General features: G+C 68.2%; 16 protein-coding genes and 3 tRNA genes. 6 read left to right on the top strand and 13 right to left on the bottom strand.

All coding sequences use genetic code 11. The annotated features are described in order from the left end of the window. The 3 genes from cydD to D472_RS0115480 all read left to right on the top strand — a co-directional run. Nucleotides 1-1,086, top strand: a 1,086-nt coding sequence (cydD, locus tag D472_RS25655; protein ID WP_017605390.1) for a thiol reductant ABC exporter subunit CydD, incomplete at its 5' end; no start/stop codon positions are given. After that, nucleotides 1,083-2,813, top strand: coding sequence for a thiol reductant ABC exporter subunit CydC (gene cydC / locus D472_RS0115485; protein WP_017605389.1), 1,731 nt, complete (start codon nt 1,083-1,085; stop codon nt 2,811-2,813). The genes cydD and cydC, both read left to right, overlap by 4 nt. A 9-nt stretch (nt 2,814-2,822) precedes the next feature. Then, the gene (locus D472_RS0115480) at nt 2,823-3,584 is read left to right on the top strand and encodes an EI24 domain-containing protein (protein ID WP_017605388.1); all 762 of its coding nucleotides are present in this window, start codon (nt 2,823-2,825) and stop codon (nt 3,582-3,584) included. A gap of 241 nt (nt 3,585-3,825) precedes the next feature. Here D472_RS0115480 and D472_RS0115475 read toward each other — a convergent pair whose 3' ends face one another. The 4 genes from D472_RS0115475 to D472_RS0115460 are packed head-to-tail and all read right to left on the bottom strand — an operon-like array spanning nt 3,826 to nt 8,057. After that, nucleotides 3,826-4,947: a D-alanine--D-alanine ligase family protein gene (locus tag D472_RS0115475; RefSeq protein WP_017605387.1), complete on the bottom strand. Its 1,122-nt coding sequence runs from the start codon at nt 4,945-4,947 to the stop codon at nt 3,826-3,828. Between the two features lie 55 nt (nt 4,948-5,002). Further along, nucleotides 5,003-6,220, bottom strand: coding sequence for a trans-sulfuration enzyme family protein (locus D472_RS0115470; RefSeq protein WP_017605386.1), 1,218 nt, complete (start codon nt 6,218-6,220; stop codon nt 5,003-5,005). A gap of 11 nt (nt 6,221-6,231) precedes the next feature. Further along, on the bottom strand, nt 6,232-7,296 hold the full coding sequence (locus D472_RS0115465; protein ID WP_017605385.1) for an NAD(P)H-dependent glycerol-3-phosphate dehydrogenase: 1,065 nt from the start codon (nt 7,294-7,296) through the stop codon (nt 6,232-6,234). Then, on the bottom strand, nt 7,293-8,057 hold the full coding sequence (locus D472_RS0115460) for a lysophospholipid acyltransferase family protein (protein WP_017605384.1): 765 nt from the start codon (nt 8,055-8,057) through the stop codon (nt 7,293-7,295). Before D472_RS0115460 ends, D472_RS0115465 begins: the two co-directional genes overlap by 4 nt. Nucleotides 8,058-8,239: 182 nt before the next feature. Here D472_RS0115460 and cofC point away from each other — a divergent pair, with 182 nt between their 5' ends. Then, nucleotides 8,240-8,887: a 2-phospho-L-lactate guanylyltransferase gene (cofC, locus tag D472_RS0115455; RefSeq protein ID WP_017605383.1), complete on the top strand. Its 648-nt coding sequence runs from the start codon at nt 8,240-8,242 to the stop codon at nt 8,885-8,887. A gap of 104 nt (nt 8,888-8,991) precedes the next feature. Here the strand turns inward: cofC and D472_RS0115450 are convergent, their stop codons facing one another. From D472_RS0115450 to leuC, 3 genes are all read right to left on the bottom strand, one after another. Further along, nucleotides 8,992-9,273 carry an HU family DNA-binding protein gene (locus D472_RS0115450; RefSeq protein WP_014910144.1) on the bottom strand — a complete coding sequence of 94 codons (282 nt, stop codon included), beginning with the start codon at nt 9,271-9,273 and terminating at the stop codon, nt 8,992-8,994. A gap of 359 nt (nt 9,274-9,632) precedes the next feature. Then, nucleotides 9,633-10,229, bottom strand: coding sequence for a 3-isopropylmalate dehydratase small subunit (gene leuD, locus D472_RS0115445; protein WP_017605382.1), 597 nt, complete (start codon nt 10,227-10,229; stop codon nt 9,633-9,635). Nucleotides 10,230-10,258: 29 nt separating this feature from the next. Continuing rightward, nucleotides 10,259-11,656 (bottom strand): 3-isopropylmalate dehydratase large subunit, encoded by a 1,398-nt coding sequence (gene leuC / locus D472_RS0115440; RefSeq protein ID WP_017605381.1) that lies wholly within the window; start codon nt 11,654-11,656, stop codon nt 10,259-10,261. A gap of 135 nt (nt 11,657-11,791) precedes the next feature. Here leuC and D472_RS0115435 point away from each other — a divergent pair, with 135 nt between their 5' ends. Then, entirely contained in the window at nt 11,792-12,478 is a 687-nt protein-coding gene (locus tag D472_RS0115435; protein WP_017605380.1) for an IclR family transcriptional regulator, read from the top strand. A 50-nt stretch (nt 12,479-12,528) separates the two neighbouring features. Here the strand turns inward: D472_RS0115435 and D472_RS0115430 are convergent. The 6 genes from D472_RS0115430 to D472_RS0115405 form a co-directional block, all read right to left on the bottom strand. After that, nucleotides 12,529-12,604, bottom strand: a tRNA-Glu gene (locus D472_RS0115430). Between the two features lie 29 nt (nt 12,605-12,633). Then, nucleotides 12,634-12,709: transfer RNA gene (locus D472_RS0115425), tRNA-Glu, on the bottom strand. A 51-nt stretch (nt 12,710-12,760) separates the two neighbouring features. Next, nucleotides 12,761-12,832 (bottom strand) — tRNA-Gln (locus D472_RS0115420). Nucleotides 12,833-13,013: 181 nt separating this feature from the next. Beyond that, nucleotides 13,014-14,459: a glutamate--tRNA ligase gene (gltX, locus tag D472_RS0115415; protein WP_083903491.1), complete on the bottom strand. Its 1,446-nt coding sequence runs from the start codon at nt 14,457-14,459 to the stop codon at nt 13,014-13,016. A 25-nt stretch (nt 14,460-14,484) separates the two neighbouring features. Then, a complete protein-coding gene (locus tag D472_RS0115410; protein WP_017605378.1) occupies nt 14,485-15,360 on the bottom strand; it encodes a GDSL-type esterase/lipase family protein in 876 nt (291 codons plus the stop codon). A gap of 83 nt (nt 15,361-15,443) precedes the next feature. After that, complete coding sequence (locus D472_RS0115405) at nt 15,444-16,244, bottom strand: fumarylacetoacetate hydrolase family protein (protein ID WP_017605377.1); 801 nt, start codon at nt 16,242-16,244, stop codon at nt 15,444-15,446. Between the two features lie 171 nt (nt 16,245-16,415). Here D472_RS0115405 and D472_RS0115400 point away from each other — a divergent pair, with 171 nt between their 5' ends. Continuing rightward, on the top strand, nt 16,416-17,177 hold the full coding sequence (locus D472_RS0115400) for a DUF3152 domain-containing protein (RefSeq protein ID WP_026117727.1): 762 nt from the start codon (nt 16,416-16,418) through the stop codon (nt 17,175-17,177). Nucleotides 17,178-17,182: the final 5 nt, after the last annotated feature.

Below are 17,182 nucleotides of genomic sequence, written 5' to 3'. Positions count from 1 at the left end.
CCGACACTGGCGGTGTTCCGCCGGGCCAAGGCCCAGGCCGCCATCATCCGCAAGGTCGGCGACGACCACCGCAAGGCCACCATGGGCACCCTGCGGATCGCGTTCTTGTCCGCCTTCGCCCTAGAACTGTTGGCCACCCTCGCGGTGGCCCTGGTCGCCGTCGAGGTGGGGCTACGGCTGCTGGGCGGACACATGGACTACCAGACCGCCCTGCTCGTCCTGATCCTGGCACCCGAGGCCTACCTTCCGCTGCGCGAGGTGGGCGCGCGCTTCCACGCCAGCATGGAGGGGGTCGCCGCCGCCGAACAGGTCTTCACCGAACTGGACCGTGAACGCGGCGACGATCCCGACGTCCCCGTCCCCGTACCGACCGGGCGCCCCTCCCCCGCCGCCTCCGGGGACCTGCGATTGGAGGGGGTGGGTCTGCGATACCCCGGCCGTGACCTTCCCGCCCTTTCCGGGGTGGACCTGACCGTGCGGGCCGGAGAACACCTGCTGCTCACCGGTCCCAGCGGCTCGGGCAAGACGACCCTGCTGTCGCTGCTGCTACGCCTGAGCGAGCCCACCCAGGGTCGGATCAGCGTCCGCGCCCCCGGGGGTGAGTGGACTCCCTTGGAGAAGGTTCCGGCGCACGACTGGCGACTGGGGATCGCCTGGGTTCCCCAGCACCCCTACCTGTTCGACGTGTCCGTGGCCGACAACATCCGACTGGGCGCACCCGGAGCCGACCTGGAACGGGTTCGCGAGGCCGCACGCCTGGCCGAGGCCGACGAGTTCGTCTCCGCCCTGCCGGACGGCTACGACACCCGACTCGGTGAACGCGGTACTCGCCTGTCCGCCGGTCAGCGTCAACGGATCGCATTGGCCCGGGCGATGTGCCGCGACGCCCCTCTGGTCCTGCTGGACGAACCCACCGCCCACTTGGATCCGGAGAACGCCGCAGCGGTGCGCACCGCCGTGGCTCGGCTCTTGGAAGGTCGCACCGCGGTGATCGTCGCCCACGACACCGGCTGGGCCGAGTCCGTGGCGGGTGGCCACCTGCGTACCGCCCATCTGTCGCTTCCGACCGAGAAGGTCCTCCGATGAGCGCCATCTCCACCGACCCACTGAGCCGGATGATCGCCCTGGCACGGCCGCGTAGCGCGCGCTTCGCCTTGGGCGTCCTGCTCGGTGCCGCCGCCACCGGATCCGGGGTGGCCCTGCTGGGGGTGGCCGCGTGGATGCTGGCCACCGCCGCGAACCACCCCTCCATCACCGCGCTGAGCGTGGCCGTGGTCGCCACCCGTGCCCTGGGCGTGAGCAAGGGGGTGAGCCGTTACCTGGAACGTCTGGTCACCCACGACGCGGCCTTCCGTGTCCTGGCACGGGTTCGGGTACGGGTGTACGAACGTCTGGCCCGTACCGAACCCTTCGGTCGGTTCCGCTCCGGCGATCTGGTCTCGCGGTTGGTCAACGACACCGAGGCCACCCTCGACCTGCTGGTGCGAGGGCTGACCCCGCCCCTGGTGTCGGTGGTCACCGGTGGCGCCGCCGTGCTGGTCCTGACCGTGGTGTACGCACCCGGCGGCCTGACGTTGGCCGCCGGGCTGCTGCTCGCCGGACTCGCCGTGCCCCTGATGGCCGCCGCCCTGAACAAAAAACCCGGACAACGCGAGGCCAAGGCGCGCGGAACGCTCTCGACCGCCCTCGTGGACACCCTTCAGGGCGCCCCCGACCTGGTCGCCTACGGGGCCATGGACCGCCAGGTCGCCCGGGTGGAGGAGGCCGACGCCGAACTCACCCGTCTGGCCCGGCGTGACGCGGCCATCCTCGGCCTGAGCGAGGGTGCCAACACCCTGATCACCGGACTGACCGTGTGGGGCGCGCTGTTCCTGGGGGTGCTCGCCGTGGAGGATGGCACGATCGGGCCCACCGCCCTGGCGGTGTTGGTGTTGACCACCCTCGCCGCCTTCGAGATCGTCGCGCCGTTGCCCGCCGTCGCCTCCCGGCTGGGATCGATCCGGGCGAGCGGAGCTCGCCTGTTCGGGGTCTTGGACACCCCTCCCTCGGTCGCGCCCCCTTCCCAGGAGGGCCTGCGGATCGATCCGGACTCGGAGGCCACCGTCCACGTTCGTGACCTGAGGGTGCGCTACGGGCCCCGGGAACCGTGGGCCTTGGACGGGGTGGACCTGGAGATCCCCGCCGGGGCCACGGTGGCCGTGATCGGTCCCAGCGGGGCGGGTAAGAGCACCTTGGCCTCGGTTCTGCTGCGTTTTCGCGACCCCGACGAGGGTCGGGTGGAGATCGGCGGCATCGACATCACCGACTATCCCGCCGATGAGGTACGTCGATCGGTGTCCGGAGTGCCACAGGACCCGCACGTGTTCGGTTCCACCCTGCGTGAGAACCTGCGCCTGGCCAAGCCGGGGGCGCCGGACGACGAACTGTGGGCCGCGCTGCGCCGTGTGCGGCTGGCCGGTGAGGTCGAATCGATGCCCAAGGGTCTGGACACCCAGGTGGGTTCGCACGGGCTGGGACTGAGCGGTGGGATGCGCCAACGGTTGGCCCTGGCGCGCGCGGTGCTGGCCGCGCCCCGGGTGCTGGTGCTGGACGAGCCCACCGCCCACCTGGACCCGGACACCCGCGACGCCGTCATGGCGGACCTGCTCGCCGCGGCCGAGGGATTCTCCACCCTGCTCATCACCCACGACCTGACCGGCTTGGACCGGGTGGACCGGATCTACGTGGTCCGTGACGGTCGGGTGCTGCAATCGGGCACCCACACCGAACTGGTGGCGGAGGATGGATGGTACGGGGACGTGTACCAGCGCTAGGGTTCGGCTGTGAATCCCGTACGTGAGGCCCTCGCCGGTTTCGGCACGCTCCTGCGCGGTCTGGGCATCGTCCTGCGCAAACCCCGTCTGTTCTTCCTGGGCGCCCTTCCGGCGCTGATCACTTCGCTGCTCTTCCTGGCGGCACTGATCACCCTGTTCCTCAACCTGGAGGACCTGGTGGCCTGGGCGACACCGTTCGCCGCCGATTGGGACACCACCTGGCGGGGGTTGGTGCGCGGCGCCCTGGCCCTGGGCCTGCTGGTGGGGTCGATCCTGGTGATGGTCGTGGCCTTCACCACGGTGACCCTGACCCTGGGGGCGCCGATCTACGACAGGATCGCCGAAATGGTCGAAGAGGAACTGGGGGAGGTTCCCGAGGCCGCCGAGGAGTCACTGATGGCCTCGATCGTTCGTGCCCTCCGCCAGTCCGTGGGCATGGTGCTGGTTTCCCTCGTGGTGACCGTGGGCGCGTTCCTGCTCGGCTTGATCCCGTTGTTGGGCTGGCTTTTGGGTCCGGTGTTGACCGCCGTGATGGGCGGCTGGTTGCTGGGCATCGAACTCACCGCGAGCTCTTTCGACCGGCGTGGCATGTTCCGGATCCGGGACCGACGGCGCCACATGGGCCGGCACCGCTGGCGGGTCCTGGGCTTCGCGATTCCCACCTATTTCCTGCTGGCCATCCCGTTCGTGGCCGTGGCGGTGTTCCCGGCCGCGACCGCGGGAGGAACGATCCTCGCCCGCGAGCTGCTGCCCGAAGGGGCCGAAACCTGAAAGGCGATACGAAGGGGCGGGTGACCAGGTGGTCGCCCGCCCCCGGCGAGACCTCGGAGTCGTCAGAGCGGCAGCGGACGCCTCGATGCCGAAGGGTTCGGGCAGGTGAACGGAGTCGCCTCGAACGGCGCACCGCGTGTGCGCCTTCCCGTGGCATCCGGAACGTTTCCGAGCGCGGCCAAAGCACCACTCCAGAGCAGGTCTTCTCCGGAGGGGTCCCCAGGGAATCGAGCAGGTACCGTCAGCGCAGGCCGGGATTTCGGCGCAGGGCCGTGGTGATCATCCGCTCCACCAGTGCCGCGTAGTCCACTCCGGTGGCCTCCCACATCTGCGGGAACGCCGAGGCCGGGGTGAAGCCGGGCATGGTGTTCAGTTCGTTGACCAGGACCCGTCCGTCCTCGGTGTAGAAGAAGTCCACTCGGGCCAGCCCCTCACACCCCATGGCCTCGAACACGTCGGCGGCCATCTGCCGCAGGCGGGCGGTGACCTCCTCCGGGATCCGCGCGGGGATGGTCAAGCTGGACGTGGACAGGTACTTGGCCTCGAAGTCGTAGAAGTCGAAGCCCTCGGCCACGTGCACCTCAGCCGGGTGGGAGACGTCCGGCACGCCACCGTCCTCGGACTCCAGCACGCCGCACTCGATCTCTCGACCGAGGACCTGGGCCTCCACCAGGACCTTGGGGTCGTGCTCACGGGCGGCCTCCACGGCGGCGATCACCGCGTCGGTGTCGGAGGAGTCCTTCACCTTGGAGATACCCACGCTGCTGCCGGCGCGGGCCGGCTTGACGAAGACCGTCGCGCCCAACTCGGCGACGTCGTCCAGGATCCGCTTTCGCTCGTTCTTCCAGGTGCGATCGGTGATGGCGACGAAGTCACTGGTGGGGATGCCGTTGCCCACCAGCATCGCCTTCATGAACACCTTGTCCATGGCCGCGGCGCTGGAGAACACCCCGGCGCCCGCGTAGCGCACGCCCATCATCTCGAAGAGCCCTTGGATGGTGCCGTCCTCGCCGAAGGGACCGTGCAGCAACGGCAGCACCACGTCCACCTCGGCCAGACGCCGTGGCCCTTCCTCCGGTGACACGGTCATGAGCTGGCCGGCGACGTCGAACGGCAGCGCCAGGTCGAGACCATCCTCGGAGACGCTCGGCAACGCTTTGGTCTCCGTGTCGATGCGCAGACTCTCGGGGTCTCCCGAGGCCAGGACCCAGTTACCGGTGGGAGTGATCCCCACCGGCACGACCTCGTAGCGGTCCGGGTCGATGACGGACAGGACGCTGCCCGCGGTGACGCAGGAGATCTCGTGCTCGGAACTGCGCCCGCCGAAGACGACGGCGACCCGAATCTTGCGCTGCTGGGACATGCTGCCTGACCTTATCTGCCTACCGATGGAACCGGAACGGGGTGAATCGTCCCCTTCAGTTTTCCCCGTCGAGCGCCACCAAGACGTCATCGACGAGGTCCTGGGGATCCTCCAGACCGATGGAGAACCGTACCGCGCCCGGGGAGACGCCCGCGTCCGCCAACTCGGCCTCGGTCATGTTCCGGTGCGAGGTGGAGGACACGTGTCCCACCAGGGTGTGTGTACCGCCCAGGGACGCGGCGATGACGGCCACCCTCAGGCGGTCGACGAAGGCCATGCCCTCCTCCCGGCCGCCCTTGGGGTGCACCGTGACCACGGCACCGTAACGACCGGTGTCGAACAACTTGCCGGCCAGGACGTGTTCGGGGTGCGAGGCGAGCGAGGGATGGTCGATCCGTTCCACGGCCGGGTGCCCCTCCAAGGCGGCCGCCAGGGTCGCGGCGGTCTCGCATTGACGCTGAACCCGCAGGGGCAAGGTCTCCAGGCCACGGTGGAGCAGGTACGCCTCGTCCGGAGCCAGACACGGCCCCAGGTCCACCCGCGCCGAACGGATGCGTTCCATCAGGGCGGGTGAGGCCACCGCCACACCGCCCGTGGCGTCGCTGTGGCCGCCCAGATACTTGGTGGCCGAGTGCACCACGACGTCCGCGCCGAACTCCAAGGGCCGGCACACCGCGGGAGAGGCGAACGTGGAGTCCACCACCAGGGCGGCGCCGACCTCCTGGGAGATCCGTGCCAGGCCCGGCAGGTCGGAGACGGTCATGGTGGGGTTGGACAGCGTCTCGGTGAACACCACGCGTGTGTGGGGGGTCACGGCGGCGCGTACGGCGTCCAGGTCGGTGATGTCCACGAAGTCCGTGCGTACCCCGAACCTACGGAGCAGCCCGTTCAGCAGTGAGTAGGTGTTGCCGTAGATGGAACGGGCCGCCACCACGTGCGCCCCGGCCTCGGTCAGGGCCAACAGGACGGTGCTGATCGCGGCCATGCCGGAGGCGAAGGACTGCCCACGCACCGGGCCCGGCGATCCCACACCCTCCAACGCCGCGACCGCCTCCGCGAAGGCGTCCGCGGTGGGGCTTTCGATACGCGCGTAGGAGTAGCCGTCTCGGACGCCGTTCAGGACGTCCGCGAACTCCTGGGAGCTGTCGAACTCGTACGTGGTGGCACGGTGGACGGGCATCCGCATCGGGCGTCCGGCGGGTACGAACGACCGGGGAAGGGAGACCGCCCTGGTGTGTTCACCCTTCTGTCCGGACTCGGCTGTGTGTGACATCGTGCTCGCTCTCAGACTCCGTACCGCTCCGGCTTGGTGCTGCGCGACATGAACTGCGCGAGCGCCTGTGCCGGACTCAGATCGTGGTGCATCATCTTGACGACGGACTCGGTGATCGGCATGTCGACCCCGTGGGCCCATCCGAGTTCGAGGATCGACTCGGAGGACTTGACCCCTTCGGCCGTCTGACTGGTCTCCGCGATGACCTGTTCGAGGGTCTTGCCCGCGCCAAGTTTCTCACCGAAGGTCCGGTTCCGCGACAGCGGGGAGGAGCATGTCGCGACCAGGTCCCCCATTCCGGCCAGGCCGGACAGGGTGTGCTCGTCGGCGCCGAGCGTCACCGCCAAACGCGTGGTCTCGGCCAGGCCGCGGGTGATGAGCGATGCCTTGGTGTTGTCCCCGAACCCCATGCCCTCGGCCACGCCCACGGCCAGACCGATGACGTTCTTCATGGCGCCGCCGATCTCCACGCCGACCAGGTCGGTACTGGTGTAGGGGCGAAAGTACGCCGACTTGAAGAGCCCTTGGAGGAAGACGGCGGTCTCCTCGTGTGGGCAGGCCACCACTGCGGTGGCCGGCTGGCGTTCGGCGATCTCCCCGGCCAGGTTGGGGCCGGAGACCACCGCGATCCGCTCCTCGGGGAACTCCAGGGCCTCGGCGATCACCTGGCTCATCCGCATCAGGGTGCCGAGCTCGACCCCCTTCATGAGGCTGACCACCACCGCGTCGGAGGGGATGTGCTCCTTCCAGACGGCGAGGTTGGCGCGCAACGACTGAGAGGGGACGGCCAGCACCACGACCCGGGCCTCGACGAGTGCCTCGGCCGGGTCGGTGGTGGCGCGCAGTCCGGCGTTGAGCAGGACGCCCGGAAAGTATTCGGGGTTTTGTGCGCTGTCGTTGATCGCGTCCACGACCGAGGCCCGGCGCCCCCACAGGACCACCTCGACGGTGGGGCCCTCCCCCGACCTACCGGCCAGGTCCGCGGCGTCGGCGACGACGTTGGCGAACGTGGTCCCCCAGGAACCACTGCCCAGGACCGCGACCTTCACCTTGTCAGCGCTCATGTGCTCGCTCATGCCCCCGCGTTGTTCTTCCCGTTGTCACTGTCGGCCCGCTTCTTGCGAGCCTTCCTGAAGTCGAAGGGCTCCGTGGGCGCTTCCTCACCTCGGATCTCGGCCTGAAGGGCGGTGATGTCGGCCATGATCGCCCGGGTGGCGCCGTCCAGCACGGTGGTGGTGATCGGCTGGTCCCGGAACTCGGACAGGTCCACGGCGGGGCCGGCCCTGAACTGGACGCGCTTGCGCGGGGGCAGCAAGTGGGGCTTCTTCTCGCCGTAGGGAAGCAGGTGTTGTTCACCCCAGTGCGCCACGGGGATCACCGGGACACCGGTGGTCAACGCCAGACGTGCCACACCGTTCTTGGCCGTCATCGGCCACAGTTCCGGGTCCCGGGTGCAGGTGCCCTCAGGGTAGATGATCACCGACGAACCGTCCTCGACGAGCGCCTTCTCGGCCTCGCCCAGTGCCTTGACCGCGTCGGCGCTGTTGCGTTTGATCGGGATCTGTCCCGTGCTCTTGGCCACCGATCGGACCACGGGGATCTTCATGACCGCGTCCTTCATGGTGAAGGTGGGCCAGCGGCGGGTACCGATGTAGAGGAAGTGGGCGACCGTCAGCGGGTCGGTCACGGAAAGATGGTTGGTCGCGATGATCACTCCGCCTTGGGCGGGGACGTTCTCGGTCCCCTTCCACTCCGGCTTGGTCACCAGCCAGAGGGCGAAGCGCACGATCCGGGACACGACCCACTTGACCCATCGCGATTCTCTTTGCTTGGCCACGGGACTCCTCACTTCTCGCTCCCCGCCCGCTCAAGGCCTCGGAAGCACAACCGATTCAGTCTAGGGTGTCCGCGCCGCGCCATTCCCCAACACCTACCCTCATCATTGTCGTAGCCGTATCAACATGTCCCGGGGGAAGCGTGACCGGCTTTGGAAGGCGGGGCGGGGCTCTTGGGCCCGAGGTGCGCTGGTCCCTGATCGTCCCAGTCAAGCACCTCGGTCTGGCCAAGAGTCGACTGGCCCGGGCCGCCGGGGAACTGCGCGAGGAGTTCGCGCTCGCGATCGCCTGCGACACGGTGGCCGCCGCCCGCGCCTGTGCGGCCACCGGTTCGGTGTTCGTGGTGACCGAGGATCCGCGTGCGGGTGCCGAATTGGCGAGGCTCGGCGCGGTGGTGGTGCCCGGAGAACCCGGCGGTGGGCTGAACCCGGCCTTGGAGCACGGGGCGCGCACCGCTCGATCCCTGTGGCCGGACTCGGGGGTATGCGCGTTGTCGGCGGACCTGCCCGCGCTGCGCCCGGTGGAGTTGGAGCGGGTGTTGACGGCGGCCTCCGCGCACGATCGGTCCTTCCTCGCGGATTCGCCCGGGGTGGGGACCACCCTGTTGGCGGCGGCGCCCGGCAGACCCTTCGAACCGGCCTTCGAAGGCACTTCACGTGCCCGGCACCTGGCGGGTGGGGCCCGCGAACTGTCGCTCGCGGGGGTGGAATCGGTGCGCCGAGACGTGGACACCCCGGAGGATCTGACCGCTGCCGCCGCCCTAGGGCTGGGACCACGCACACAGGCCCTGCTGGGACGCTTGTCACCCTATGAGTCAACACAGGCGCTCTGAGGCGCCTGTGGCCTTCTGAAGGCTTCGAGGCACCGGACAGCGCTCCGCCCGGGACCCCACGTGGGACCCCGGGCGGACACGTCTGCTCGTCGGTGACGAACGGACTACTTCTTGTCGCCGTTGACCAAGGCCTTGAAGTCAGCGCCGGCCCGGAACTTCGGAACGAAGCTCGCGGGGACGTTGATGGTGGCACCCGTCGCGGGGTTGCGGGCGGTGCGAGCCGCGCGCTCGGACTTCTCGAAAACGCCGAAGCCCGTGATGGCGACCTTGTCGCCCGACGCCACGGTGGCCTGAATGGTCTCAAGCACAGCGTTGACCGCTTCGGTCGCGGTCTTCTTGTCTCCGAGACGGTCGGAGATCGCGTCGATCAGGTCACGCTTGTTCATAAGGTTCCTCCGGTTCCCCCTTGCTCGCACGAAATTAGGGGACGCAGAGGCCTTTACACAAATACAAACGCCTGTGGGAAGGGCGTGTCGGCCCCCTCCTCACCTGCGATGTCACGCTCCGCAACGGAAGGGCTGGAGGAGACCTCAAGGGGAACGCGCCCCTTTTGCCCCCTTCTGTGGGCCTCAAAAGCCTACGTATAACCGGATTCCGGACGCCAGCACCGCCACCCTTAAGCGCACAAAGGCAGTAAGCGAATGCTCACAAGAAGTAAAGGTAAAATTATTCGGGATCGGGGGTGTGCTGCGTCACAACACCGCCCGATCCCGTGCCCAGAAGGGCCTTCCGGTCCACGCCGTGACTACATCGTGACCGGCTTCCAGGGCTGCCGGGTCGCCTCGAAGGCCGTGATGTCGTCGGTGTGACGGAGCGTCAAGGCGATGTCGTCCAGTCCCTCCATCAACCGCCAGCGGGTGTAGTCGTCCAACTCGAACGACTCATCCACCCGCGCGGCCGGCACGCGGACTCGACGCTCCACCAGGTCCACGGTCACCTCGGTGGTCGGTTCGGCCTCCACCGCGCTCCAGACGCGGTCGATGACCTCCTGGGGCAGCAGGACGGTCAGCAGGCCGCCCTTGAGCGAGTTGCCGCGGAAGATGTCGGCGAACCTGGAGGACAACACGACCTTGAACCCGTAGTCCTGTAGGGCCCACACGGCGTGTTCACGGGAGGAACCGGTGCCGAAGTCGGGACCGGCGACCAGCACGGTCGCACCTTCGTACTCGGGGCGGTTGAGCACGAAGTCAGGGTCGGACCGACGCCACTCGGCGAACAGGCCGTCCTCGAAACCGGTACGGCTCACACGCTTGAGGTAGACGGCGGGGATGATCTGGTCGGTGTCGACGTTGCTCTCTCGCAGCGGGACGGCCCGACCGGTGTGGACGTCGAACTTCTCCATGAGAGGACTCTCCTAACGGATCGGGGCGGCTACAGGTCGGCCGGGGAGGACAGGGTGCCGCGCACCGCAGTGGCGGCGGCCACCAGCGGGGAGACCAGGTGGGTGCGTCCGCCCCGGCCCTGGCGGCCCTCGAAGTTGCGGTTGGAGGTGGAGGCGCTGCGCTCTCCCGGCTTGAGCTGGTCCGGATTCATGCCCAGGCACATCGAGCAACCCGCTTCACGCCACTCGGCGCCGGCCTCCTCGAACACCTTGCCCAAGCCCTCCTCGTTGGCCTGTTCCTTGACCCGCATGGAACCGGGGACGACCAACATGCGCACACCGTCGGCGACCTTGCGGCCACGGATGACCTCGGCCGCGGCCCTGAGGTCCTCGATCCGACCATTGGTGCACGAGCCCAAGAAGACGGTGTCCACACGGACCTCACGCATCGGCGTACCGGCCTCCAGGTCCATGTACGCCAGTGCCTTCTCGGCGGCGGCCCGCGCGGAGGGGTCCTCATAGGAGGCCGGGTCTGGCACGGAGGCGTCCAACGGCACGCCCTGGCCGGGGTTGGTGCCCCAGGTGACGAACGGGCTCAACTCGTCGGCGTCCAGGACCACTTCGGCGTCGAACTCGGCGCCCTCGTCGGTGCGCAGACTCTTCCAGTGCTCGACGGCGGCGTCGAAGTCGGCGCCCCGCGGGGCGTGCGGGCGTCCTTGGACGTAGTCGAAGGTGGTCTGGTCCGGGGCGATCATCCCGGCACGGGCACCCGCCTCGATGGACATGTTGCACACCGTCATGCGGGCCTCCATGGACAGTGCCTCGATGGCCTCGCCCCGGTACTCGATGACGTAGCCCTGACCGCCACCGGTACCGATCTTGGCGATCACGGCGAGGATGATGTCCTTGGCGGTGACACCGGGCCGCAGCTTGCCGTTGACCGTGACGGCCATGGTCTTGAACGGCTGCATCGGCAGGGTCTGGGTGGCCAGGACGTGCTCGACCTGGCTGGTGCCGATACCGAAGGCCAAGGCACCGAACGCGCCGTGCGTGCTGGTGTGACTGTCGCCACAGACGACGGTCATGCCGGGCTGGGTGAGGCCGAGCTGGGGGCCGACCACGTGGACGACGCCCTGCTCGATGTCGCCCATGGGGTGCAGACGTACCCCGAAGTCCGAGCAGTTCTTGCGCAGCGTCTCGACCTGTTTACGCGAAACCGGGTCGGCGATGGGCGCGAGGAGGTCCATCGTGGGGACGTTGTGGTCCTCGGTCGCGATGGTCAGGTCCGGACGGCGCACGGAGCGACCGGCCAGACGCAGACCCTCGAAGGCCTGAGGGCTGGTCACCTCGTGAACGAGGTGGAGGTCGATGTAGAGCAGGTCCGGCTCGCCCTCGGCACGTCGAACGACGTGCTCCTCCCAGACCTTCTCGGCCATCGTGCGTGCCATGAGCGATCGCCTCTTCCGTGTCTTTCCGTGTCTTCCAGGGACTCAGGCCGACTTGCATTCCATATATCGAGACGGCAATATCAAGCCATGGACAACTCTAGCTCATCCAGCGGTGTCGGTGTCCTGGACAAGACGATGTCCGTCCTCGACGCCCTGGAATCGGGACCCGCGTCTTTGGCCCAGCTGGTCCAGATCACCGGTCTGGCCCGCCCCACCGCCCACCGTCTCGCCGTCGCCCTGGAACGTCATCGCATGGTGACCAGGGACAGCCAGGGCCGTTTCGTACTAGGCCCCCGCCTGGGTGAGCTGTCGATCGCCACTGGAGAGGATCGCCTGCTCGCCGTGGCGGCGCCGATCCTGGTCCAGCTACGCGACCTCACCGGTGAGAGTGCCCAGCTCTACCGCCGTCAAGGCGACACGCGCGTGTGCGTGGCCGCCTCCGAACGCAGCAGTGGCCTGCGCGACACCGTTCCCGTGGGCAGCGAATTGCCGATGAACGCCGGCTCCGCGGCCCAGGTCCTGCTCGCATGGGAGGACTCCGACCGCATCCGCCGTTCCCTGGTGGGGGCCCGCTTCACCGCGGCCGGTCTGGCCCAGGTGCGTCGCCGCCGTTGGGCCCAGAGCGTCGCCGAGCGCGAACAGGGCGTGGCGTCGGTCTCGGCGCCGGTCGCCGGACCGGGTGGCCGGGTGATCGCCGCGGTCTCGGTGTCCGGCCCGATAGAGCGCCTGACCCGTTCCCCTGGACGTATGCACTCCCAGGCGGTGGTCTCCGCCGCGGAGAAGATCAGCGAGTCCCTGCACACCTACGAGGGCATGGGCTGAACCGAAGGAAGGCCCCACCCGAAAGGGTAGGGCCTTCTTCGATGTACTGCTGGTACCCCCGAGCGGATTCGAACCGCCGTTACCGCCTTGAGAGGGCGGCGTCCTAGGCCACTAGACGACGGGGGCAGGACGTGATTCCCATGGAACGTGAAGCGTGGTACCCCCGAGCGGATTCGAACCGCCGTTACCGCCTTGAGAGGGCGGCGTCCTAGGCCACTAGACGACGGGGGCGCGCTTTCGGCCCCGGAGGGCCCCGTGTTCACGGCGTTAACCGTGAACAAGCTGGCCTACCAGGACTCGAACCTAGACTAACTGAACCAGAATCAGTCGTGCTGCCGATTACACCATAGGCCATTGCTTCGGGAGGACTTCGGCCGCTTCCGCTTCCCTGTCCCCCTCGGCGACGTAGACAACTCTAGCGGACATTCCGAGTGCTCGCGAACCGAAAACGGGGTGGGAGGGCTGTGGCCCCGACCACCCCGCTCGTCCTCGGGTCCTTGCTCGGCCTCAGTGCCCGAACGGCGACCCTGACGGGTCAGCCCTCGGAGGCCTTCTCCTGGGCCCGCAGTTTCTCCAGGGCGGCCTCCAAGCGCGCCTGGACCCGCTCACGGCCCAGCAACTCCAGGGACTCGAACAACGGCAGCCCCACGGTCCGCCCGGTGACGGCCACGCGCACCGGAGCCTGCGCCTTGCCCAGCTTCAGCCCCAGGGACGCGCCGGTCTCCTCGGTCGCGGTCTTGAGGGCGTCCGCCGTCCACTCCAGCCCGGGGTCGGCGAAGCGCGCCAGTGCCGCCTCCACCATCTCCTTGCCCACACCCGGCTTCATCGCCTTCTTCCAGCTCTTGTCGTCCTCCACCGGCTCGCTCAGGAACAGGAAGTCCACGTTGGGAACGATCTCGCTGAGGACGGACACCCGGCTCTGTGCCAGCGGGGCGATGGCGGCGAAGACCGCCGGGTCGTAGGCCTCGGCCTCCCACGGGGTGTCCTCGCCGGTCAGCCACGGCCGGCAACGCGCGATGAAGTCCTCCACCGACAACCCACGGATGTACTCACCGTTGAAGGCGCGCAACTTCTTCTCGTCGAAGAACGCGCTGGAGCTGTTCACGTCCTGGATGCGAAAGAGCGGCATCATCTCCGACCACGGCATGAGTTCGCGGTCCTCGCCCGGACCCCACCCCAGCAACATCAGGTAGTTGACCATCGCCTCGGCCAGGTAGCCCTCCTCCTGGTAGGACTCCAAGGCGACCTTGTCACGGCGTTTGGACAACTTCTTGCGCTGTTCGTTGACGATGACGGGCAAGTGCGCCCACACCGGCGGGGTCAGCTCCAGCGCCTCCCACAGCAACTGCTGTTTGGGGGTGTTGGACAGGTGCTCCTCACCCCGGATGACGTGCGTGATGCGCATCTGAACGTCGTCCACGACGTTGGCCAGCACGAACAGCGGCGAACCGTCGGCGCGGGCGATCACGAAGTCCTCGATGGCGGAGTGCTCGAACTCCACGTCGCCGCGAATCTGATCCCGAACGATCGTGGGACCGCCCTCGGGCACCCGGAAGCGCAGTGCGCGTCCCGGGCCCGCCTCCAGGCCACGGTCCCGACAGAAACCGTCATAGCCCAGGCTCGGGTTGTCTCGACGCTCCTGTACCTGTTCTCGGGTGCAGTCACAGTAGTAGGCGCGGCCGGAACGGTACAGCTCCTGGGCGGTCTCGCGGTGCTTTTCGACGTAGGCCGACTGGAAGTAGGGGCCTTCGAAGTGCGGGTCGCTCTCGTCGATGCCGATCCAGGACATCGCGCGAATGATGCCCTCGGTCCACTCGGGGCGATTGCGCGCGGCGTCGGTGTCCTCGACGCGCAGGACCATGCGGCCCTCGGGTCGCTGCTGGGCCAAGGCCCAGTTGAAGAGCGCGGAACGTGCGCCACCGACGTGGAACATGCCCGTGGGCGACGGGGCGAAGCGGGTACGAATCGGAGTCTCAGTCACGTGTTCCAGGGTATAGGCGGCCCCGTCAGTGACCGGATGACCATTGGGAGGGGACGATCGGCAGCGGACGCTGGTAACCCGGGCCCAGGCCGAAGGAACGGGAGAGCGCGTCGGCGAAACCCGCTGCGATCTTCAGCTCACCGCCCTCGTTGGGGTGGGTGCCGTCGTAGGTGTCGGTCCACGGGTCCCAGGACTCGGCCTTGGCCAGGTCGAAGGAGACCACCCGGGAATGGACCATGGACAACTCCTCGGCCAGCTCACGGACCAGTTCGTTGTACACGTACAGGCGCAGCGCGAAGCCCTGGTCCTTTTCGACCAGGGTGATGGGCGGAGCCTGGGCGATCAGGATGTGGACGTTCGGGTTCCCTCGCCGGGCGCCCTCCACGTAGGCGCGGATGCGCCGCTCCATCTCCTCCTCACCGATGGGATGCAGCAGATCGTTGATCCCGATCATGACGCACAACACGTGCGGCCTGTGCTCGGCGACGTCGGCGGTGATGGTGGTGGCCGCGTCGGCCAGGCTGCGCCCCCAGCGGGCGTTGTGGTCCTGGTCGAAGTCGGGATCCCGATAGTCGACGCCCTCGGGATCCCCCTCCCCCCGCGCGGTCCCGGCCACCTCCGGCGACACGATCTGTTCAGGGGTGGCCGGGGCGGTGAAGGGACCCACGAAGTCCAGGCCCTCCACGTGCGGTTCCAGATGGTTCCACAGGTGGTAGCGCCAGGTTCGGTCCCCATCCGCGCCATGGGTCATGGAATCCCCGGCGAGCATGATCCGCACCTGAGCGCGTTCGGGTTCGGAGGACCTGCCGAGCAACCACAATCCAGAGCCCGCCAAGGCCACGACCAGAGCGAGTGCGCCGGTGAGGGCGAAGGGCACGATGCGTCGACTTCGGGGCGCCAAGAGGCGGTCCTTCCGCTCGGTCGGGGCGCGCCCCGACGGGTGGACCGTGCGCGGGCCGCAAGCCGCGCACGGTTCGTTCGGACTCAGTCCCGGGCGACCACCCGGTTGGTGATGGTGCCCAGGCCCTCCACCGTGACGGCCACTTCTTGGCCGACCTCGACGGGTCCCACACCGGCCGGAGTGCCGGTCAGGAGCACGTCGCCCGGAAGGAGGGTCATGAAGGAGGAGACATAGGAGATGATGCCCTCGATGTCGTGGATGAACTGTGACGTGCGTCCGTCTTGGCGATTCTCGCCGTCCACGGTGGTGGTGAGCCGCAGGTCTTGGGCCTCTTCGACGCTCAGCCCGGTGGTGATCCATGGACCGATCGGGCAGAAGGAGTCGAAGCCCTTGGCCCGTGTCCACTGCTTGTCCTTCTTTTGCAGGTCACGGGCGGTGACGTCGTTGGCCACCGTGTACCCGAAGATGACGTCCTTGACGCGCTCGCGCGGTACCTCGCGGCAGGGCCGGGAGATGACGATGGCCATCTCGCCCTCGAAGTCCACCCGTTCGGAGACCTTCGGGTAGAAGATCGGATCATGGGGACCGGCGACCGCGGTCGACGGCTTGAGGAAGACCACCGGCTCCTTCGTGCCCTCCCCCGTGACGTCCTTCATCTCCGCCACGTGGTCCGCGTAGTTCTTGCCGATGCACACGACCTTGGTCGGCAACACCGGCGACAGAAGCCGCACGTCGGAGAGCTTGGCACGCTCACCGGTGAGCTTGATGTCTCCCAACAGCGGGTGACCGCTCAACCTCGCGACGAACTCCTCCCCGCTGTCCGTGTCCGCCTCGACCAGACCGAACCCGACTTCGTCACCGGCCGCGAAACGTGCGATACGCACCTGTGATTCCTCCAAGCAGCCCTCTACGACTCACTGTCCGTCTGAAGCGTAGTCGCGCCGGCCACGTGCGCGTCTCTGGCATGCTGGAAGCCATGGACCATCGAGAGGCGGAGGACCGTGCGCACTCGTAGCCACCACCGTGCCCGGCACCGTCGGCGTCGCGGACGCCCCTTGGGGCTGGCACTCGGCCTGTGCGTGGTCTCAGGTGCCTCCGCGATGTTGATGGTCGGCGTGCCCGCCCCTGGTGAGGAACCGGTCACTCCCGAGGAGACCTCCGCGCAAGGGCCCACCGGTGACGGTGTCCCGGACGGCACCCGCGCCCACCCCGCCCCCACGGCCCAAGAGGAGACCGAGGAGGAGGACGTGGAGGAGACTCCCGTCCTGCTGCGTTCGGTCGTGGAGGAGGTCGACACCGCCGACGGTGAGATCCAGGTCATGGAGGGCGAGGGCGAGGTCACGGGCGAGGGCCCGCTGACCACCTTCGCCGTGGAGGTCGAGGAAGGACTCCCGGGGAAGAACGAGGACTTCGTCGATGCGGTCGAACTGATCCTGGGCGACCCTCGGAGCTGGGGCGAGGACGGTGACCGTTCCCTGCAGCGCGTGGACGGCGACGACGCCGACATCAGGGTGCTGTTGGCCGCACCGGACACCGTGGATCGCATGTGCGCGCCGTTGCGCACCAACGGTTTCGTCTCCTGCGCCAACGGCAACCGCGCCATCATCAACCAGAACCGTTGGGTGGCGGGTGTGGAGCACTTCGACGACGACCTGGAGACCTACCGGATCTATCTGATCAACCACGAGGTCGGCCACACCCTCGGTCACGGGCACGTGAACTGCCCCGGGGAGGGTGAGCCCGCCCCGGTGATGCAGCAACAGACCCTGGATCTGCAAGGTTGTGAGCCCAACGGTTGGGTCGACCCCGACGCCTAGGACCG

Origin of the sequence: Nocardiopsis alkaliphila YIM 80379, from assembly GCF_000341005.1 — a bacterium.
GTDB lineage: Bacteria > Actinomycetota > Actinomycetes > Streptosporangiales > Streptosporangiaceae > Nocardiopsis > Nocardiopsis alkaliphila.
Note: the sequence above shows the minus strand (reverse complement) of the source record. Positions and strands in the feature narration are given on the sequence as shown.

Coding starts and splice junctions, on each gene's coding strand:
- D472_RS0115465 (WP_017605385.1), bottom strand. CDS start 7,296: ATGAGCGAGCACATGAGCGCTGACAAGGTGAAGGTCGCGGTCCTGGGC.
- D472_RS0115475 (WP_017605387.1), bottom strand. CDS start 4,947: ATGTCCCAGCAGCGCAAGATTCGGGTCGCCGTCGTCTTCGGCGGGCGC.
- D472_RS0115450 (WP_014910144.1), bottom strand. CDS start 9,273: ATGAACAAGCGTGACCTGATCGACGCGATCTCCGACCGTCTCGGAGAC.
- leuD (WP_017605382.1), bottom strand. CDS start 10,229: ATGGAGAAGTTCGACGTCCACACCGGTCGGGCCGTCCCGCTGCGAGAG.
- D472_RS0115470 (WP_017605386.1), bottom strand. CDS start 6,220: ATGTCACACACAGCCGAGTCCGGACAGAAGGGTGAACACACCAGGGCG.
- cydC (WP_017605389.1), top strand. CDS start 1,083: ATGAGCGCCATCTCCACCGACCCACTGAGCCGGATGATCGCCCTGGCA.
- D472_RS0115435 (WP_017605380.1), top strand. CDS start 11,792: ATGTCCGTCCTCGACGCCCTGGAATCGGGACCCGCGTCTTTGGCCCAG.
- leuC (WP_017605381.1), bottom strand. CDS start 11,656: ATGGCACGCACGATGGCCGAGAAGGTCTGGGAGGAGCACGTCGTTCGA.